This is a genomic window from Rhodococcus artemisiae, assembly GCF_036327795.1.
In the GTDB taxonomy this organism is placed as follows: domain Bacteria; phylum Actinomycetota; class Actinomycetes; order Mycobacteriales; family Mycobacteriaceae; genus Rhodococcus; species Rhodococcus artemisiae.
The window spans coordinates 454,834-473,080 of the sequence record NZ_JAUTXY010000004.1; the positions used below are offsets into that span (position 1 = coordinate 454,834).

15 protein-coding genes, 1 pseudogene and 2 riboswitches are annotated in these 18,247 nt (G+C 65.8%); of the genes and pseudogenes, 15 read left to right on the forward strand and 1 reads right to left on the reverse strand.

Going from position 1 to position 18,247, the window contains the following annotated elements; translation table 11 throughout:
* Nucleotides 1-55: 55 nt before the first annotated feature.
* Nucleotides 56-148: riboswitch (SAM riboswitch) on the forward strand.
* Nucleotides 149-349: 201 nt separating this feature from the next.
* From Q7514_RS12185 to Q7514_RS12230, 10 genes and pseudogenes are all read left to right on the forward strand, one after another.
* Nucleotides 350-1,321: an amino acid ABC transporter permease gene (locus Q7514_RS12185; protein ID WP_330133499.1), complete on the forward strand. Its 972-nt coding sequence runs from the start codon at nucleotides 350-352 to the stop codon at nucleotides 1,319-1,321.
* Nucleotides 1,318-1,812, forward strand: a pseudogene (locus Q7514_RS12190) (amino acid ABC transporter ATP-binding protein); the annotation flags it as partial. The gene Q7514_RS12185 and the pseudogene Q7514_RS12190, both read left to right, overlap by 4 nt.
* 17 nt (nucleotides 1,813-1,829) lie before the next feature.
* Nucleotides 1,830-2,177 carry an FAD-dependent oxidoreductase gene (locus Q7514_RS12195; protein WP_330133569.1) on the forward strand — a complete coding sequence of 116 codons (348 nt, stop codon included), beginning with the start codon at nucleotides 1,830-1,832 and terminating at the stop codon, nucleotides 2,175-2,177.
* Nucleotides 2,174-2,680 (forward strand): GNAT family N-acetyltransferase, encoded by a 507-nt coding sequence (locus Q7514_RS12200; RefSeq protein ID WP_330133500.1) that lies wholly within the window; start codon nucleotides 2,174-2,176, stop codon nucleotides 2,678-2,680. Before Q7514_RS12195 ends, Q7514_RS12200 begins: the two co-directional genes overlap by 4 nt.
* Nucleotides 2,677-3,726, forward strand: coding sequence for an LLM class flavin-dependent oxidoreductase (locus tag Q7514_RS12205; protein WP_330133570.1), 1,050 nt, complete (start codon nucleotides 2,677-2,679; stop codon nucleotides 3,724-3,726). The genes Q7514_RS12200 and Q7514_RS12205 overlap by 4 nt, the downstream gene beginning before the upstream one ends.
* 154 nt (nucleotides 3,727-3,880) lie before the next feature.
* Nucleotides 3,881-5,020 carry an LLM class flavin-dependent oxidoreductase gene (locus tag Q7514_RS12210; protein WP_330133502.1) on the forward strand — a complete coding sequence of 380 codons (1,140 nt, stop codon included), beginning with the start codon at nucleotides 3,881-3,883 and terminating at the stop codon, nucleotides 5,018-5,020.
* Nucleotides 5,010-6,365 (forward strand): NtaA/DmoA family FMN-dependent monooxygenase, encoded by a 1,356-nt coding sequence (locus Q7514_RS12215; RefSeq protein WP_330133503.1) that lies wholly within the window; start codon nucleotides 5,010-5,012, stop codon nucleotides 6,363-6,365. Before Q7514_RS12210 ends, Q7514_RS12215 begins: the two co-directional genes overlap by 11 nt.
* A 35-nt stretch (nucleotides 6,366-6,400) precedes the next feature.
* Complete coding sequence (locus Q7514_RS12220) at nucleotides 6,401-7,627, forward strand: LLM class flavin-dependent oxidoreductase (protein ID WP_330133504.1); 1,227 nt, start codon at nucleotides 6,401-6,403, stop codon at nucleotides 7,625-7,627.
* A gap of 32 nt (nucleotides 7,628-7,659) precedes the next feature.
* Nucleotides 7,660-9,018 carry an NtaA/DmoA family FMN-dependent monooxygenase gene (locus tag Q7514_RS12225; protein WP_330133505.1) on the forward strand — a complete coding sequence of 453 codons (1,359 nt, stop codon included), beginning with the start codon at nucleotides 7,660-7,662 and terminating at the stop codon, nucleotides 9,016-9,018.
* Nucleotides 9,019-9,023: 5 nt separating this feature from the next.
* A complete protein-coding gene (locus tag Q7514_RS12230) occupies nucleotides 9,024-10,436 on the forward strand; it encodes an MFS transporter (RefSeq protein WP_330133506.1) in 1,413 nt (470 codons plus the stop codon).
* Here the strand turns inward: Q7514_RS12230 and Q7514_RS12235 are convergent.
* Entirely contained in the window at nucleotides 10,431-11,561 is a 1,131-nt protein-coding gene (locus tag Q7514_RS12235; protein ID WP_330133507.1) for an NADH:flavin oxidoreductase/NADH oxidase, read from the reverse strand. The genes Q7514_RS12230 and Q7514_RS12235 overlap by 6 nt on opposite strands.
* 135 nt (nucleotides 11,562-11,696) lie before the next feature.
* A riboswitch (SAM riboswitch) is annotated at nucleotides 11,697-11,788 on the forward strand.
* A gap of 200 nt (nucleotides 11,789-11,988) precedes the next feature.
* Between Q7514_RS12235 and Q7514_RS12240 the strand changes: the two genes are divergently transcribed.
* From Q7514_RS12240 to Q7514_RS12260, 5 genes are read left to right on the forward strand one after another with little or no spacing between them, the layout of a single operon-like run.
* Nucleotides 11,989-13,617, forward strand: a complete 1,629-nt coding sequence (locus tag Q7514_RS12240; protein ID WP_408016072.1) for an ABC transporter substrate-binding protein — start codon at nucleotides 11,989-11,991, stop codon at nucleotides 13,615-13,617.
* A 2-nt stretch (nucleotides 13,618-13,619) separates the two neighbouring features.
* A complete protein-coding gene (locus Q7514_RS12245; protein ID WP_330133508.1) occupies nucleotides 13,620-14,654 on the forward strand; it encodes an ABC transporter permease in 1,035 nt (344 codons plus the stop codon).
* Nucleotides 14,647-15,543, forward strand: coding sequence for an ABC transporter permease (locus Q7514_RS12250; protein ID WP_330133509.1), 897 nt, complete (start codon nucleotides 14,647-14,649; stop codon nucleotides 15,541-15,543). Before Q7514_RS12245 ends, Q7514_RS12250 begins: the two co-directional genes overlap by 8 nt.
* Entirely contained in the window at nucleotides 15,540-17,147 is a 1,608-nt protein-coding gene (locus Q7514_RS12255; RefSeq protein ID WP_330133510.1) for an ABC transporter ATP-binding protein, read from the forward strand. Before Q7514_RS12250 ends, Q7514_RS12255 begins: the two co-directional genes overlap by 4 nt.
* A complete protein-coding gene (locus Q7514_RS12260) occupies nucleotides 17,137-18,246 on the forward strand; it encodes an LLM class flavin-dependent oxidoreductase (RefSeq protein WP_330133511.1) in 1,110 nt (369 codons plus the stop codon). Before Q7514_RS12255 ends, Q7514_RS12260 begins: the two co-directional genes overlap by 11 nt.
* Nucleotide 18,247: the final 1 nt, after the last annotated feature.

Here is an 18,247-nt window from a genome sequence, read left to right on the forward strand (position 1 = left end):
CGACTTCAACAGGCTCAACTATTGACCACATGTCCGAATGGCCTTACAGTTCGAGGCGCCATCCAGAGCGACCGAGAGACCTGGCTCAATGACGTCGCAGCAACCCCCCGCTTTCGGGTGCGGGTGCTACCGCCGGGACCGATGGAGGTCGGAGATGACTAGCAGTATCGAACGCGCTTCGTGGCGCCGCAGGCACATCGATCTGTGCCGCGGCGCATCATCACGCTGTTGCTGAACGACACCGACAACGCTGTTGCGAAGTGCCGCCACCGAAACCGGTTGCGGAATACCGTCTCCTTGTCTCCCGTGAAAGGCATGTTTCGATGTCTCCTGTTCGCAGGAGGTCGGCGTGAGCGCGCCGACCGATATCCGTACCACCGACTCGGCCCCGGAACGCATAGACGACGCAGACTTGTCGGTGGCCCGCACCCGGCACCCATGGAGATGGGTGACCAGCGCCGCGGTTCTGATCGTCGTTGCACAGTTCATTCACGGTCTCGCGACCAACCCCGGCTGGGACTGGCCGACCTTCGCTCAGTACTTCACCGCGGGGTCGGTCCTCTCGGCCCTGTGGATGACGATCAAGCTCACCCTGTGGGGGACCGTCGTCGGATTCGCGCTCGGTGTGCTCCTGGCGGCCAGCAGATTGTCGAACAATCCAGTACTGCAGGTCATTTCGTGGACCTACATCTGGGCGTTCCGGTCCATCCCACTGATCGTCCAGCTGCTCTTCTGGTTCAACATCGCGTACCTCTACCAAACCCTGTCTGTCGGAATCCCGTTCGGACCCGGATTCTTCGAATTCCAGGTCTCGGGAGTGATCTCGGGTTTCACAGCCGCCGTGATAGGCCTTGCACTCCACCAGGCTGCGTACTCGGCGGAGATCATTCGTGCCGGCATCATCTCCGTCGACCACGGGCAGATCGAAGCGGCCAACGCACTCGGCATCCCGCGGCTGCGCCAGTTCTTCCGGATCGTGCTGCCGCAAGCGATGCGCTCGATCCTGCCGAACGCAGCCAACGAGGTCATCAGCCTGTTCAAGGGCACATCGATCGTGTCGACGATGGCGATCGCCGAGCTGTTCTACCAGGTACAGGTTATTTTCGGCCGCAACGGCAGGGTCGTGCCGCTGCTCATGGTCGCGACCGTCTGGTACATCGTCCTCACCACGGTGCTGTCCATCGTGCAGTACTACATCGAGCGGCACTACGCGCGCGGCTCGGCCCGCGCCTTGCCTCTCACCCCGTGGCAGAAAGCGGTCGCACAGTACCGCGAGATCCGAGACACCGGTGTCGGTGCACCCCGAGGAGCAACCCGATGACCGCCACCGAACAGCAGAGCGAATACGCCGTCGACGTGCGAGGCGTCCATAAATCCTTCGGGTCGCTCGAGGTGCTCGCGGGCGTGGATCTGCAGGTCCGCAAGGGTGAGGTGATGGTGATCCTCGGCCCGTCAGGGTCCGGGAAGTCCACGCTGCTGCGCACCCTCAATCACCTCGAGAAGGTCGACCGCGGCACCATCCGCATCGACGGGGAGCTCGTCGGCTACCGCCGTCGCGGCGACAAGTTGCATGAACTGCGCACCCGCGACGTCCTCCGGCAACGGTCCCGGATCGGGTTCGTATTCCAGAACTTCAATCTCTTTCCCCACCTCACCGCACTCGAGAATGTCATCGAAGCACCGCTCTCCGCGCAGAAACGCAGACGCGCCGTGGTCGAAGCCGAAGCCCGCGAACTGCTCGAACGCGTCGGTGTGGGAGACAAGATCCACGACTACCCCAGGCAGTTGTCCGGCGGCCAACAGCAACGCGTGCGCTCGGGGCCGTCGGGATCGATCACGAGCTCCTCGATCCGTCCGACGCCGGAAAACGCTGGCCCGGTGTCCGATTCGATACCGCGGTCGTGCATCACCGCAATGCAGGACGACTCCACGCCGACCGATCCGTCGTCGCATTGCAGCACGCCGCAGCCCTCGCCGGCGCCGACGTCCGCTTCGGTGTCGCAGTGCGCGGACTGCGTCCCGTCCCCGACGGAATCGAAGTCGTCACCGACCGCGACGTGGTGCGCGCCAAGTTCGCACCCGCAGTCGGCGAACTCGTTGCAGGACCGGCCGACGGCACTGCCGTCGCACCGGAACTGTTCCGATTCGGAACCCGAGAGGAAGCGGTGGTCCGATGAGCGAGACCCGACGACTGCAGATCCGGGCGGTTGCACAGGACGATCCGCTGGCGGCGCCGCTGCTGGAAGAACTGGCGGTGGAATACAGCACTCGCTACGAGCGGCCGCTCGAGGAACAGGTCGAGTCCCTGACCACGTATCCAGCAGAGGAGTTCGCACCACCGGACGGCGCGTTGCTCGTCGTCATCGAAGACGGCGAGCCGGTCGCGGGCGGTGCCTTCCGTCGGTACGACCAGACCACGGCCGAGCTCAAGCGAATCTGGACCTCCCGCGGGCACCGTCGCCGCGGACTCGGACGCATCGTCCTCGCAGAACTCGAAGCCGAAGCCGTGGTGCGTGGATACTCCCGCATCTATCTCACGACGGGGTGGCGTCAACCGGAGGCCGTCGGCCTCTATCTGTCGACCGGTTACACGGCGTTGTTCGACCCGAGTCGCCCCGCCGAGGAGATCGGCCCGCACCCGTTCGAGAAGCACCTGACCCGAAAGGTGGAGTCCGCATGAGATTCCTGCTCCTGAGCTTGATCACCCACCAGCCGGACCCTGCGACAGGCGAACTACTCACGCCCTCCGAACGGCTCCTCGAGGTGGTGGACACCGCAGTACTGGCCGAGCAACTCGGCTTCGAAGGATTCGCGGTCGGTGAGCGGCACGAGCATCCGTTCCTCTCGTCGTCACCTCCGGTCGTGCTGAGCAACATCGCGGCTCGTACCAGCACACTCGAGCTGTGGACCGGTGTGACGACGCTGAGCCTGCTCGATCCGGTGCGAGCATTCGAGGACTACTCCACACTGGACAACCTCTCGGGTGGTCGACTGCAGTTGATGATCGGGAAGGGAAACGGCACAGCTCAGGCAGACCTGTTCCACGTCACCCCCGACGACCAGTGGGACCGCAATCGTGAAGGATACGAACTGTTCCGGGCGCTGTGGGGCAGTGAAAAGGTCACCTGGGACACGCGGTTCCGGCCGCCGCTGACGGATGCGGTGACCGTGCCGCGTCCGCTGCAGTCGCGGCTGACGATCTGGCACGGCAGCGCAACCAGCCGGGAATCCGTAGATCTGGCTGCACAGTACGGGGATCCGGTGTTCTCGGCGAATGTCACGAACCCCATCGAGCCCTACGCCGATCTGATCGAGTACTACAGTGAGAGGTGGACGGCGTACGGGCACGATCCCGCGGATGCTCGCGTCGGTGCCGGGACCGCCGGACTGTACGTCGCGCCGACGTCGCAGGAGGCCGTCGAGCGGTTCCGCCCGCTGTTCGAGCAGCGGCTGCAGTTCGCGCGCGAGTCGGGACTGCCCGTCGTGTTCGAGACCGTCGAGGATTTCGTCGAGCGGAGCTCCGCGCTCATCGGTAGTCCGCAGCAGGTGATCGACAAGGTGCTGCGTTACCACGAGCGTCTCGGACACGAGGTCATGCACGTGACGGCCGACAGGGGTGGGCTCACATCCGCGGAGCAGCGCGCGAGCCTCGAGTTGTTCCAGGCCGAGGTCGCTCCGGAGCTGCGCAGGGCAACCCCGCACCGCGAATCCGTCTCGGTGCGCTGACCCGGTTCGAATCTCGACTCGGTTCGAATCACGGTGAGAGGAAGGGTGTTCCCTCCCCGATCCGATTTCTAGTCTGAGTAGAACGATCCAGAGGCTTTCCTCCCGCCCGGTGGCATCGCGAGTACGCGGTGCCACCGGAGCCATCCTCGAAGTGGTGAGTACCTTGCCAGTCACATCCACATCACTTGCGCTCGCGGTCGAGCTCGACGGCACCGGTGCGCATCCCGCGTCCTGGTACTTCGGTGACCTCGCTCCGAGCGACGGCCCGTCGATCATCGATCTCGTTCGACGCGTCGAACGCGCCGGATTCGCGCTCGCGACGTTCGCCGACCCCGCGACACGCGGCGAGCATCCGACGATCCGAGGCAGGCTCGATCCGGTGGAGGTCGTGGCATTCGCCGCCGCCGCGACCGACGCGATCGGATTGGTCCCCGCAGTGGGCGCGATCCACGCCGAACCGTTTCACCTGGCGAATCAGCTCGCCAGCGCCGATTTTGCGTCGTACGGTCGCGCCGGCTGGATCGCAGAGGCCACCGACAGTCCTGTTCGAGCACACGCATACGGCTCCGTCCAGGTGACCGATCCGGACGCGCTCCACCGCGAGGCCGACGAGGTGATCGCCGCCGTACGTCGGCTCTGGGACACCTGGGAGGACGGCGTGGCCATCGCAGATGCCGCGACCGGGCACTTCCTCGACCCGCAGCGACTGCACTACGCCGACATCGGCGGGGGGTTGTTCGCTGTCAAAGGACCGTCGATCACACCGCGACCTCCGCAGGGCCAACTCGTCGTGTTCGCGCCGTTCGGGACCGTCTCCCCGCATCTCGCCGACGTGCACCTCGTCGATGCGCCGACCGCACTCGAGACAGGCGCCCGTGCCGATGCCGCGCACCTCGCAAGCGAGGGACGTGAACATCGGGTGTTCGCCGAGGTGGAGGTCGTGCTCGACTCCGAACACGGCAGCGCAACGCAACGGCTCGCCGAACTCGATGGGCGCACTCCGTGGCCACTCGGCGACCGCCTGCGGTACGTCGGATCCACAGACGGGTTGATCGGGTTGCTCGAAGACCTCATCGGTCGAGTCGACGGAGTGCGACTGCATCCCGCGGTGCTCGCGACGGACCTGTTCCTCCTCGAACACACAGTGCTGCCCGAACTCCGCCGGAAGCGGCGCCTCGTCGTACCCCATCCGGACTCCTCGCTGCGTCGGACACTCGGCCTGACCCGACCTGTCAGCGTGTTCGCGCAGAGCGGCCACGAAAGTTTCCTGATCGGAGCGCGACATGACCAGTGAAAACCAGCAGCGCGGCCGACGCCTGCATTTCAACCTCTTCTTCCCGTTCGCTCCCGATTACGTGTGGTCGCAGCAGTCGCGCACCGACATCTACTACGACTTCGATGCTCTCACCGCACTGGTTCGCAGTGCGGAACGGGGACTGTTCAGCGCCGTCTTCTACGGAGAGAGCCTGCGACTGCGCGAACACCTCGGCATGCTGAACACCGACGCGATCACGGGCCGCCCCGACGCACTCGTGCTGTTCGCGCACCTCGCGGCACGCACCGAGCACATCGGTCTCGTGGCGACCTTGAATACCACCTACTTCGAACCGTACGATCTCGCTCGACGAATCGGGACGATCGACGTCCTGTCCGGCGGACGCGCCGGTTGGAACATCGTCACCACCGACAGTGCCTGGACCGGAGCCAACTTCCGTAAGGGCGGCTATCTTCCGCACACCGACCGCTACACCCATGCCGCCGAGCACGTCGACATCGTGCAGGCCCTGTGGGACGCGTGGCCGGACTCGGCGCCGATCACGCCGCTCGACGCATTCGAGTGGGCCGACACCTACTACCGGATCACCGCGCAACCCGAGTGGCCACGGAGTCCGCAGGGCCAACCCGTCTTCTTCCAGGCCGGCGAGTCGGACCAGGGCCGCGACTTCGCCGCCCGCTACGCCGAGGGAATCTTCTCCCGCTACCTGGAATTCGGTGCCGCCCTCGATTTCGCAGACGACCTCGGCAGGAGGCTGGTTGCGGCGGGGCGCCCCGCGGACGATCTGAGGATCTTCCCCGCCACCTCCATCGTTCTCGGCGACACGGACGCCGATGCCCGCGACCGCCACGAGTGGTTCCGCGACCAGGTGTGGACCGACCGGCGTACGCGCGCGGTGATCGAGAAGGTCTGGGGCCGCGACCTGTCCGACCTGGACCTCGACGGACCACTCCCGGACGCACCACCGACGATCGTCAAGCAGAGCCGCAGTCACGGCGTGATGAACAGCCGCGACCGGCCCCAGGCGATCGCGCAGCAGTGGCGTGAACTCTCCCAGGAACGCGGATTCACGGTGCGCACACTAGTGCGCCATCTCGCTCCGAGTGCGGGCTTCGTCGGGACACCGGCGGGCGTGGCCGACCGGCTCGCCGAGTACGTCCGAGCCGGAGCGATCGACGGACTCAACCTGACACCCACGGCATTTCCCGACGGTCTCGACGAGATCGTCGACCGGCTCATCCCGGAACTACAGGACCGCGACGTCTATCCGAGCGAGTACGCGGGCATCACCCTGCGCGAGAACCTCGGGCTGTCCACGAACGTCGCGCGCCGCGAGATCCGAGACCGAACACTCGCGGTATAGGTCACCTTTCCCCACCGACCACAGGAGTTCACCCGATGTCCCAGTCCCATCCCTTCCACCTCGGCGTCGCGCTCGACGGAGCCGGCTGGCATCCGGCCTCCTGGAGGGAGCCGAATTCTCTTCCGCAGGAGCTGTTCTCGGGCGCCTACTGGACCGGGCTCGCTGCGGCCGCGGAGCGGGGTCTGCTGGACTTCCTCACCATAGAGGACACTCTCGCGGCGCCCACCGATCCGTATGTCGCCGAGGACCCGGACGCAACGGACGTGGTGCGGGCGCGACTCGACGCCCACCTGGTTGCCGCCCGCATCGCACCGCAGACACAACATCTCGGGCTGATCCCGACGATCACCACCACACACACCGAACCGTTCAACGTCTCGAAGGCACTCGCGACGCTCGACTACACCTCACGTGGTCGTGCCGGATGGCAGGTCAAGGTGTCGCCGTCGCAGCAGGAAGCATCCCACTTCGGGCGCCGTACGATTCCCGGACTGAACAAGACGGGCCGGGAGGCATCGGCGAACAGTGAGCCGCCCACGTTCGTCCGCGATCTGTTCGATGAGGCCGCCGACGTGGTCGAGGTGGTGCGCCGGCTGTGGGACAGCTGGGAGGACGGCGCGGATATCCGCGATGTGGAGACCCGCCGGTTCATCGACCGCGACAAACTGCACTACGTCGACTTCGAAGGACGTTTCTTCAGCGTGCGTGGGCCGTCGATCACCCCGCGTCCGCCGCAGGGGCAGCCGGTGGTCACCGCACTCGCGCACCGCGACTTCGCATACGAATTGGCCGCACGCGGGGCGGATCTGGTCTTCGTCACCCCGACCGAGACGAACGGTTCCCGGGTTCTGGCGGACGTCGCGTCGGCCGCGGACCGTGTCGAGCGCGAGGGGGAGCGGCTGCGGGTGTACGCCGACGTGCTGGTGTTCCTCGACACGGACGGCGAGCTCGGCGCAGACCGGCTGCGCCGACTCGACGATGCGGCGGGACGCGAACTCGTGTCCGACGCGACGGTGTTCACAGGCAGCGCAGCCGAACTCGCCGACCGACTGGAGGCGTGGCAGCAGGAGGGCTTCGACGGGTTCCGGCTCCGTCCGGGCGTCGCGGTGGACGACCTGCGGTCGATCACCGAGGCGTTGGTTCCGGAGCTGCAGCGGCGCGGACTGTTCCGCACCGAATATCCCGACACGTCGCTGCGCGGTCTGCTGGGTCTGGCCACCGATGTCCCGAACCGCTACGCCACCGGTACTCCCGCGGCCTGAACTCCGAACCCAGCAGACAAGGACACCAGACGATGAGTACAGCAAAGAAGCAGGTCATCCTCGGCGCCTATCTCGGCGGCGTCAACCACCACACCGCATGGTGGCACCCGAACGCCGGCAGCCAGATCGAGTTCGACTCCTTCGAACACACCGCTCGCACCGCAGAACGAGGCAGGTTCGACTTCTTCTTTCTCGCCGAGGGTCTCGCATTGCGCGAACGTGCGGGACAGATCTTCGACCAGGACATCATCGGCCGACCCGACACGTTCACTGTGCTCGCATCGTTGGCCGCGGTCACCGAGCACCTCGGCCTCGCAGGGACCATCAACGCCACCTTCAACGAGCCGTACGAACTCGCTCGCGAATTCGCGTCCCTCGACCAGCTCTCGGGCGGCCGCGCAGCATGGAACGTCGTCACGTCATTCGACGAGTTCACCGGTCGCAACTTCCGTCGCGGCGGATTCCTGCCGCACTCGCAACGGTATGTGCGCGCCGAGGAAAACGTCGAAGCTGCTCGCCTGCTGTGGGATTCGTGGGATACGGACGACATCGTCGCAGACAAGGATTCCGGTCGCTTCCTTCGCAGGCCGGACGCGGGCTCCTTCGAGTTCGACGGTAGCCAATTCGCAATCCGTGGCCGGTTCACGGTCCCGCGCAGTCCGCAGGGGCGTCCGGTACTCCTGCAGGCGGGCGTATCTCCGCAGGGACGGGATTTCGCGGCGGCGAACGCCGACGCGATCTTCTCGCCGTACGGCACACTTCCCGAAGCAGCCGAGTACTACCGGGACCTCAAGGCACGAGCCGTCGCCGCGGGCCGCAGCCCGGACGACCTGAAGATCCTGCCGTCCGCAAGTTTCGTCCTCGGTGACAGCGAGGCGGACGCGCGCGAGAAGTACCTGGAGATTCGAGACCAGCAGGTGACCGGACAGACCGCGCTCATCCTGCTCGAGCAGATCTGGAATCGGGATCTGTCGGCGTACGACCCGGATGGACCGGTCCCGGACATCGACCCCGACCCGGACGCGCCGCCGATCATCCAGGGCCGCGCGTTCATCCACCAGGACCGCTTCGAGACCGCCACAAAACTCCGTGTCGTGTCGGAGCAGAAGAAGCTGACACTGCGCGAAACCGTCGCCGATCAGTTCGAGCGGGGTCCGATCATCGGAACCGCGGCACAGGTCGCCGAGAAGATCGACACGTTCGTGCAGAACAACGGCTCGGACGGATTCATCATCGGCTCGCATCTGGTGCCCTGGGGACTCGACGAATTCGTCGACCAGGTGGTCCCGCTCCTGCAGGACCGCGGCGTCCTGCGCAGCGAGTACACGGGGACCACACTGCGAGACAATCTCGGCCTGCCGGTCCCTGCAGACCCCGTGACCGTCCGGTAGGGCAGGTGACCCTTGCCCTGCGCCGGGCCCCGGCCCGTCGCCGCGCACCCGAGGTCGTGGTCTGCGCGGCAGCAGGATTCACGACGCTCCTCGACTCGTCGGTCCTGAACATCGGTCTCCCCGCCTTGCGGTCGGCGTTGGATGCCGAGGGCGCCGAGGTGCAGTGGATCTTCGCTGCATACTCGCTGACCTTCGGACTCGCCCTGGTGCCCGCAGGAAGGCTCGGCGACGTCTACGGGCGTCGCCGGCTACTTCTGGCGGGGATGTTGCTGTTTGCCACGATGGGCGTCTGCAGCGCTGTGGCACCGGGTCCGTGGACGGTCATCGTCGCGAGATTCGGGCAGGGGCTCGGTGCAGGGATGATCTCCGCCCAGGTGCTCGGAATCATCGCCGAGCGTTTCACGGGGTCCGACAGGGCAAAGGCGCTCGCCGCCTACAGCACGGCGGGTGGATTGGCAGGGTTGTGCGGACCACTCACCGGTGGGGTGATCTTGTCGATCGCGCCGGACGCGGTGGGATGGCGGTTGCTGCTCTTGCTCAACGTCCCGTTCGCGGTGCTCACCCTGTTGCTGACGGTGCGTTACCTCGAGCCCGACCACCGGGAATCCGGCACGCGCACCGGTATCGACATCGGTGGGTTGTTCCTCCTCGCGGTGATCACGGCACTGCTCATGTTTCCCGTGGTCGCCGACGTCCCTCCGCAGGTGGTCGGCTCCTCGATCGTAGGTGCGGGCCTTGCGATCGCAGGATTCTTCTGGTGGGAGAAACGATTCGCGACCCGTTTCGGCAATCCAGTGTTGATTCCCGCGCTGACGCGCTCCGGCGGCTACCTCCTCGGAACTCTCGTCGCAATGTTCTGGTTCGGTGCCGTCGTCTCACTGAATGCCGTGGTCGGCCTGTACCTCATAGAAGGCCTCGGGTATCCCGCGCTGTACGCGGCGGTGGTGATGTCCGCCGGTTCGCTCGCGATGGCTGTTGCTTCCTCCGGAGGCTGGCGGATCGTGGCTCGAGTCGGTCGCGGTGCTGTCGCTGTCGCTGTCCTCGTCGAGCTCGCCGTGATCGGTGGCTACATCGGTGCGGCCCAGCTTGCCGCACCGATTGCGGTGTTCGTGGCACTTGCCGTCGTGTCCGGACTCACGGGTGGAATGGTCGACGCCCCCAATCGGGTGCTCACACTGGAGTCGTCGCCGCCCGGTGGGCACGGTGTCGCCGCCGGTTTCCTGCAGTTGTCGCAGAGGTTGTCGGCGACCGTGACCATCGCGGCCGTGTCAGGGTTGTACCTGTCCGCGCTCTCCACCGACCCGGCGGACTTCGCCGGCGCGGCCACTGCGGGGCTGATCGTGTGCGGGGTGATGATCGCCCTCTCGCTTGTGCTGGCCGTCGCGGACGGGCGGCGTCGAGCAGCGTCGAGCTCATGACTCTGTGACTTCAGTCCAGTCGCCACGCACGCTCTGGTGCTGCCACAGACGCTCGCGAGCCTCGAGTCCCAGGTCCTTCGCGGCGCGCAGCGGCCAGTTCGGATCCCGGAGTGCTGCGCGACCGAGGAAGATCACGTCGGCGCTTCCGTCCTCCAGGATCTGCGCGGCGTGCCGGGAGTCGTCGATCAGACCGACTGCACCGACTGCGAGGTCGGTGCCGCTGCGAACCTCGCGTGCCAGCGGGACCTGATAACCGGATTCGAGCGGAATTGCTGCGGGTAGCAGGCCACCGCTGGACACGTCGATCAGGTCGACGCCGCGTGGGGCGAGAAGATCGGAGATTGCGACGATGTCGTCCGGCGTGAGACCCCCGTCGAGCCAATCTGTCGCCGAGAACCGGACCGACAGCGGCTTGTGCTGCGGCCACTGCCTTCGCACGGCGTCGACGATCTCGACGAGTAGGCGGGCCCGTCCCTCGAAAGAACCTCCGTAGGAGTCGGTGCGGGTGTTGCCCAAGGGCGACAGGAAGGAGTGGATGAGGAAGCCGTGCGCGGCCTGGAGTTCGAGCAGATCGAATCCGGCGCGGTCGGCCCGGTGGGCGGAGTCACCGAATGCGCCGACGATGTCACCGATCTCCCCGGACGTCAGTTCGTGCGGCTCCGCGAGTCCTGGGAACGCCGACGAATCGGGTCCGACGCCGGCCCAGCCGCCCTCGGACGGAGGGATGCTGCCCTGCTCGGCGTCCCAGGGGCGGTGGATCGACGCTTTGCGTCCCGCGTGAGTGAGTTGGATGCCGGCGCGGGTGCCGCGTTCGTGAACGAACTCGACGATGCGAGACCACGCGCGAGTGTGTTCCTCGTTCCACAGCCCGGTGTCCTGCGGACTGATGCGCCCGTCCGGTGTGACGGCGGTGGCCTCGGCGACCACCGCACCGAACCCGCCCGCTGCGCGCGCACCGAGGTGCGCGAGGTGCCAGTCGCCGGGCACTCCCTCGACTGCGGAGTACTGGCACATCGGCGACAGCCAGATGCGGTTACCGAAGGTCACCTCGCGCAGTGTGAGGGGTTCGAACAGGATCTGGGCCGAGGTGGCGGTGTCGAGTGTGGGCTCGGTTCGAACGGTCATGAAACGGCCTCGCGGGGTAGGGAAGCATAGTCGCGGATTCGGTGACGATAGTGGCCCCCGGCGTAGCACGAAATAATTCGAATCGTGGTGAGGCGAACGGTTCGCTGCGGCCGAAGAAATGACTAGCGTCGGTGACGACCATCCAGAGCGACCGAGAGACCTGGCTCGACGACGTCGCAGCAACCCCCTGCATCGGGTGAGGGTGCTACCGCCGGGAACGATGGAGGACTGTTCATGACACACGAAGATGTCGTGGTGACGTGGTCGTGCCTGCATATCGACCTGTGCCGGCACAGTGCCGACATCTGTTGACGGTCGACCCGTCCAACCCTCATCCGGCGACATCGCTCCGGTTCGATGTCGCCGCTGTCATGTGGTGATCGCTGCCTCGCAGAGATCGCTGTTGTGTAGAGACAACGGAGTTCAGGTGTCCTTCTCGTTCATTCATGCATCCCGTCGTGTGATTCCGGCAGTGGGTGTCGCTGCGACGCTGGTCGTCGGGTTGTCCGCGTGCGGATCAGAGTCGGCCGCCACGCAGGGTGGTGGTACCCCGCAGGCCGGGGGCACGCTCAGGTACGGCCTGTCGCAGGCCCCCACGTGCGCCGATCCCGCGCAGGCAGGCAGCAACCAGACCATCTATGTCGCTCGTCAGGTTGTCGACTCGCTCACAGATCAAGACCCCGAGACCGGCGAGATCACGCCGTGGCTCGCCGAGAGCTGGGATGTGAACGAGGACGCCACACAATTCACCTTCCACTTGAAGGACGGGGTGACCTTCAGCGATGGAACACCTTTCACCGCAGAATCGGTGCAGAGCAACTTCGATTCCATCGTGGCCACTCTCGGCGGTGTCAAGGCTCCGCAGGCCACCGGGTACCTCACCGGTTACACCGGTACCACCGTGATCGACGAGCACACGGCCAGGGTCGATTTCTCGGCGCCCAACGCGCCGTTCCTCCAGGCCACCTCGACTCATCAACTAGGGTTCCTCTCCGCCGAGGACGTCGCGAAGAGCGCTGAGGAACGGTGCGCAGGCGAGCTGTCCGGCACAGGACCTTTCACGTATGAGGACTACCAGCAGGACAGGTCGGCAACGCTCGTCAAGCGCGCCGGATATGCCTGGGGATCGGACGTCTTCGCGCACGACGGTGAGGCCTACCTCGACCGGATCGAATTCACCATCGTTCCCGAATCCGGTGTTCGCACAGGTTCTCTTGCGTCCGATCAGCTCGACGCGGTCTCCGATGCCCTTCCGCAGGATGCTCCGCAGATCGAAGGTGTCGGTGGCCGCATTCTGACGACGCCGAATCCTGGCCTCCCGTTCGGTTTCCAGCCCAACGTGAGCCGCGGCGTACTCTCCGATCCCGCCGTCCGTAGTGCACTGATCCCTGCGATCAACCGGACCGAACTCGTCGACACGGTTCTCGGCCCCGACTTCGAGCCCGCGACGAGTGCCCTCGCCTCAGTGACACCGGGGTACGTCGCGCTGGACGAGGTCACCTACGACCCCGATGCGGCGGCGAAGATCCTCGACGACGCCGGATGGGTTCCGGGCGAGGATGGTATCCGCGTCAAGGAGGGGGAGAGGTTGAGCTTCTCGGTGCTGTTCAGTTCGGTGTTCGCCGGGAACCAGGCGATTCTCGAACTCGTCCAGCAGCAACTGCGGGAGGTGGGTGTCGACCTGCAACTCGATCTGGTGTCTACGCCCGAGACCACCGCCCGCCAGAACACCGGAGACTACGACACGACGTACTACAACAGCACACGCGCCGATGGCGACATTCTGCGCACAGCGTTCGGCACCGAGGGCCGGAACCTCAATCAGCGCGGTCCGATCCCGGAACTCGACGACGTTCTCACCGTACAGCTCACCACGACCGACCCGGCGGCACGTAACGGCTACATCGAGGAGGCTCAGCAACTCGTGATCGACAACGCCCTGTTCATTCCGACGGTCGAGTTGTCGCAGGCGATCGGTGCCGGACCGAAGGTGCAAGACTTGAAGTTCGAAGCGTCGGCACGCCTGCAGTTCTTCGACACCTGGCTCAGCGAGTAGTCATGGTGGGCTACCTCGCTTCCCGCTTCCTCCAGGCCGTCGGCGTGCTGTGGGCTGCATTCACCGTTTCGTTCGGCGTGCTCTTCCTTCTGCCGTCCGATCCGGTGAGCATGGTGGCCGGTTCCGACAACGGAACACCGGTCGACGCTGCCGCAATCGAGCAGCTGCAGGCTCGTTACGGCCTGGATCAGCCGGTGTGGGTTCAGTACTGGAATGCGCTGAGCAGTGCGGTCCGGGGTGATTTCGGAATCTCGATCTCCACCGGCAGACCGGTGACGGAGGCTATCGCCGACGCGTTGCCGAGCACCCTTGCCCTCGCGTCGTTCGCACTGGTACTGGCGGTGACATTCGGTACCGTCGTTGCCTTCCTCGCCACCTACACGCGTGTCGGCTGGTTGCGGAACGTCTTGTTCTCGCTGCCTCCATTGGGTGTCGCTGTGCCCACCTTCTGGGTGGGACTTATTCTGCTCCAGTTGTTCTCGTTCCGTGCGAAGCTGTTCCCGGCGTTCGGTGAAGGTGGCATCGAGCACCTGCTGCTTCCTGCGATCACACTTGCGCTGCCCACCGGTGCAGTCATCGCACAGGTGCTTGCGGTGAGCCTGCAGACCACGGCGCGTCAGCCGTACATCGAGGCTGCCAGAGCGAAGGGGGCATCGAGGTGGCGCGTCCAGACGCGACACGCTCTGCGGCTGTCCAGCATCCCGGCCTTCACGATCGCCGGCGTGATCGTCGGCAATCTGATCGCAGGGTCGGTTGTCGTGGAGACGGTGTTCTCCCGTGCGGGCCTCGGGCGCCTGACCCAGATGTCCGTGATGGCCCAGGACATTCCGGTGGTGCTGGGGATCGTGGTGTTCGGTTCGGTGGTGTTCGTGATCGTCAACCTCGTTGTGGACCTGTTCTACCCACTGATCGATCCGCGGATCGTCGCTGCACGGGGTGGCACCGACGCTCGTTCGGGAAGCGGCGAATCGGTACGGAGCGGGCCGGATCCGGACTCGACGATCGACAAGGACCCGAAGGTGAGCACTCATGTCTGACACTCTGATTCGAGAGCCGGTTCGAGTAGGCTCCCCGGTTCGGGTAGCGACATCCGCGAAACCGGCCGCCCTCCGCAGCGTGGTGAGAACCGCGCGGCGCAACTGGGTCGTGGTGATCTCCGCCGCCGTGCTGCTGATCGCTATCGGGTTCGCGGTGTTCCCGTCGTTCTTCGCGTCCGGCGACCCCCTGCAGGGCGTGCCCGCCGACAAACTTCAGGGGCCGAGTCTCGCGCATTGGTTCGGCACCGACAACATCGGCCGAGACGTCTACACCCGAGTTGTGCACGGCGCGGCACTGTCGTTGACCGCGACACTGGTTGCAGTGGGCATCGCCATCGTGATCGGCTCGCTCATCGGCCTGCTCTCCGGTGCGGCCGGCGGACTCGTCGACGCGGTCCTCATGCGGATCGTCGATGTGCTGCTGTCCATCCCCGCTTTGCTGCTTTCCCTCGCCTTGGTCACGGCTCTCGGCTTCGGCACTCTCAATGTCGCGATCGCCGTGGGGATCGGGCTTGTCGCGAACTTCGCCCGCGTCATGCGTTCGGAGGTGCTGCGTGTGCGTCACGCCTTGTACGTCGAAGCGGCTTTCGCCTCCGGTGTCCGCTGGCACACCGTGCTGATCCGCCATGTGCTGCGCAACGCGTACGCTCCGGTGATCGCGCTGGCAGCGGTGGAATTCGGGATGGCGGTCCTGGCCGTGTCGTCCCTGAGCTTCCTCGGGTTCGGTGCAGTCCCACCCACCCCCGAATGGGGCTCGCTGATCTCCGAGGGCCGTAACTATCTGGCCACCGCGTGGTGGATGACGACCTTGCCCGGTCTCGTCATCGTCGCCGTCGTTCTCGCTGCACACCGCATCGGTCATGCCGTCGACGATCGGAGTGGCCGATGAGCACACAGACCGCACCGCTTCTCGAAGTCGACGATCTGCGCGTCACCTATGGCAGCGACGACGATCCGGTCGTGGCAGTCGACGGTGTCGGATTCACGGTCGCGCGCGGGGAAGTCGTCGCAGTGGTCGGAGAGTCCGGTTCGGGCAAGTCGACGACCGCACACGCCATCATCGGTCTGCTCTCCGGTAGTGGACGCGTGGTGGGCGGCACCGTCACGTTCGACGGTCAGCGCCTCGACACACTGCCGGAACGCGCATTCGAGAAGGTACGAGGCGCGCGAATCGGCTTGGTCCCGCAGGATCCGACGACATCGCTCAACCCGGTGATCCGGATCGGCGACCAGATTGCGGAGACATTGCGTATCCACGGGCTCGCGGACCGCCGGACCGCGAAACTCGAGGCGCTGCGCATCCTCGAGGAAGCCGGACTCGACAACCCGGAATTGCGAGCGAAGCAGTACCCCCAGGCCCTGTCCGGGGGCCAGCGTCAGCGGGTACTCATCGGGATTGCCCTGGCCTGCGGCCCCGACCTGGTCATCGCCGACGAACCGACTAGTGCACTCGACGTCACCGTGCAGCGACGCATCCTCGATCACCTCGAAGCACGCATCGCCGAGACCGGCACGGCGGTGCTGCTCATCACTCACGATCTGGGTGTGGCGGCGGACCGCGCCGACCGCATCGTCGTCATGCAGAACGGTCAGGTGGTGGAGTCCGGTCCCGCGCTGGACGTGCTCGACAACCCGCGACACGAGTACACGTGGGCGCTGCTCGCAGCGGCCCCGAGCCTCACGGATACCGTACGGCCCGACCGTGTGCCGGCTGAGCCGCTGCTCACCGTGACCGATGTGTCGAAGACCTTCCGAATCGATCGACGGAACTCGCTCGACGCGGTGCGGACCGTCTCCTTCGAGGTTCCGCGGGGGCGTACGGTGTCGTTGGTCGGTGAATCGGGGTCGGGCAAGTCCACCGTCGCGCGCATAGCGATACGGCTCGAGACCCCCACCTCGGGTCGGATCCGGTTCGACGGCAACGACATCACCGCGCTTCGGGGACGGAACCTGCGGGCACTGCGCAGGCGGGTGCAGATCGTGCACCAGAATCCGTACGCCTCGCTCAACCCGAAACTGACGATCCGCGACATCGTCGCCGAACCGCTCGGTGCGTTCGGCATCGGGTCGAAGTCCGAGCGGGCGACGCGCGTCGCCGAACTCCTCGACCAGGTCGCCCTGTCGAGCGCGCATCTCGATCGCACACCGGCAGAACTGTCCGGTGGACAACGACAGCGAGTGGCGATCGCGCGTGCCATCGCTCTGCACCCAGAGTTGCTGGTGCTCGACGAGCCCGTTTCGGCGCTCGATGTGTCCGTCCAAGCGCAGATCCTCGATCTGCTCACCGACCTGCAGAACGAGCTCGGGCTCAGTTACCTGTTCATTTCGCACGACCTGGCGGTGGTCCGGCAGATCAGCGACACTGTCGCGGTGATGCGCTCGGGTGAGGTCGTGGAATTCGGCGCCACCACAGAGATTTTCGACAACCCACAGCACGAGTACACCCGAGTGCTGCTCGATGCTATCCCCGGGAAGGTTCGGCATGTCCGATAGTTCACAGTTCTTGTTGGCCATCGAGTTCGCGGGCACCGGTGCTCATCCGAGTTCCTGGCGCCGCGACGACTCTCGTGCCGAAGACCTCTTCGCCGCCCGTTACTGGGTCGACCTCGTCGGAAGCGCCGACCGCGCAGGCGTCGAACTCGCTTTCATTCCGGACGACTTCGGTATCGCGTCGACGGGAGGCGCAGTACGTGGCAGACTCGAAGCGGTCGGTATCGCAGCACGGCTGAGTGCCGCCACTTCGCGGATCGGTCTCGTTCCCACCGCGACCGTCACCCACACCGAACCGTTCCATCTTGCCAAGGCGATCCAGACGATCGATCACACCACCGCGGGCCGAGCGGGATGGGAGGTCGCTGTCACCGAGAACTACGATGCGACGAAATTGTTCGGTCGCAAGGAGACACAGCAGGACACCGCCTCGCTGTGGGCGGAGGCGCACGAGGCCGCCGAGGTCGCGGCTCGGCTGTGGGACAGCTGGGAGGACGACGCCGAGATCCGCGACGTGGCCACCGGCCGTTTCATCGACCGCGACAAGCTGCATTACATCGACTTCACAGGCGAGTACTTTTCCGTCAAGGGCCCGTCCATCACCCCGCGGTCGCCGCAGGGGCAACCACTCGTGGCCGCGACCGTCGACAGCGAGGAGTCCTTCGAATTCGCCGTGGCGCGAGCCGATCTCGTGCGTATTCGCGCGAAGACAGCTGAGGAAGCCGCCGCGCTGACCGCACGCCTCCGCGAGGCGGTAGGCAGTCGTCCGATCCGGGTACTGCTCGATCTGGATGTTCTCCTCGCCGCCGACGAGGACGCCGCAGCGGCAGCTCTCGCAACGCTCGACGGATGGACCGGACAGACATACACGCCGGACACGGTGTTCTACCGCGGTGCAGCGGAGGGTCTCGGCGAGCTGATTGCAGGTCTGCAGGGCGTCGACGGCGTCACCTTCCGGCCGCTCGCGCTCGCGTCCACCGCGAAACGACTGGTCGACGACGTATTGCCCGCCCTGCGCCCCACCGCGGCGCCGACGCCGGGAACGCTGCGCGAACGCCTGGGCCTGGCCCTCCCTGCCAACCGCTATGCCACGTCGAACTGAA

Bases quoted from the DNA above. Each gene is read 5' to 3' on its own strand.
- Q7514_RS12250 (WP_330133509.1), top strand. From the start codon at position 14,647: ATGTCTGACACTCTGATTCGAGAGCCGGTTCGAGTAGGCTCCCCGGTT.
- Q7514_RS12220 (WP_330133504.1), top strand. From the start codon at position 6,401: ATGTCCCAGTCCCATCCCTTCCACCTCGGCGTCGCGCTCGACGGAGCC.
- Q7514_RS12225 (WP_330133505.1), top strand. From the start codon at position 7,660: ATGAGTACAGCAAAGAAGCAGGTCATCCTCGGCGCCTATCTCGGCGGC.
- Q7514_RS12200 (WP_330133500.1), top strand. From the start codon at position 2,174: ATGAGCGAGACCCGACGACTGCAGATCCGGGCGGTTGCACAGGACGAT.
- Q7514_RS12255 (WP_330133510.1), top strand. From the start codon at position 15,540: ATGAGCACACAGACCGCACCGCTTCTCGAAGTCGACGATCTGCGCGTC.
- Q7514_RS12205 (WP_330133570.1), top strand. From the start codon at position 2,677: ATGAGATTCCTGCTCCTGAGCTTGATCACCCACCAGCCGGACCCTGCG.
- Q7514_RS12235 (WP_330133507.1), bottom strand. From the start codon at position 11,561: ATGACCGTTCGAACCGAGCCCACACTCGACACCGCCACCTCGGCCCAG.
- Q7514_RS12215 (WP_330133503.1), top strand. From the start codon at position 5,010: ATGACCAGTGAAAACCAGCAGCGCGGCCGACGCCTGCATTTCAACCTC.
- Q7514_RS12260 (WP_330133511.1), top strand. From the start codon at position 17,137: ATGTCCGATAGTTCACAGTTCTTGTTGGCCATCGAGTTCGCGGGCACC.
- Q7514_RS12245 (WP_330133508.1), top strand. From the start codon at position 13,620: ATGGTGGGCTACCTCGCTTCCCGCTTCCTCCAGGCCGTCGGCGTGCTG.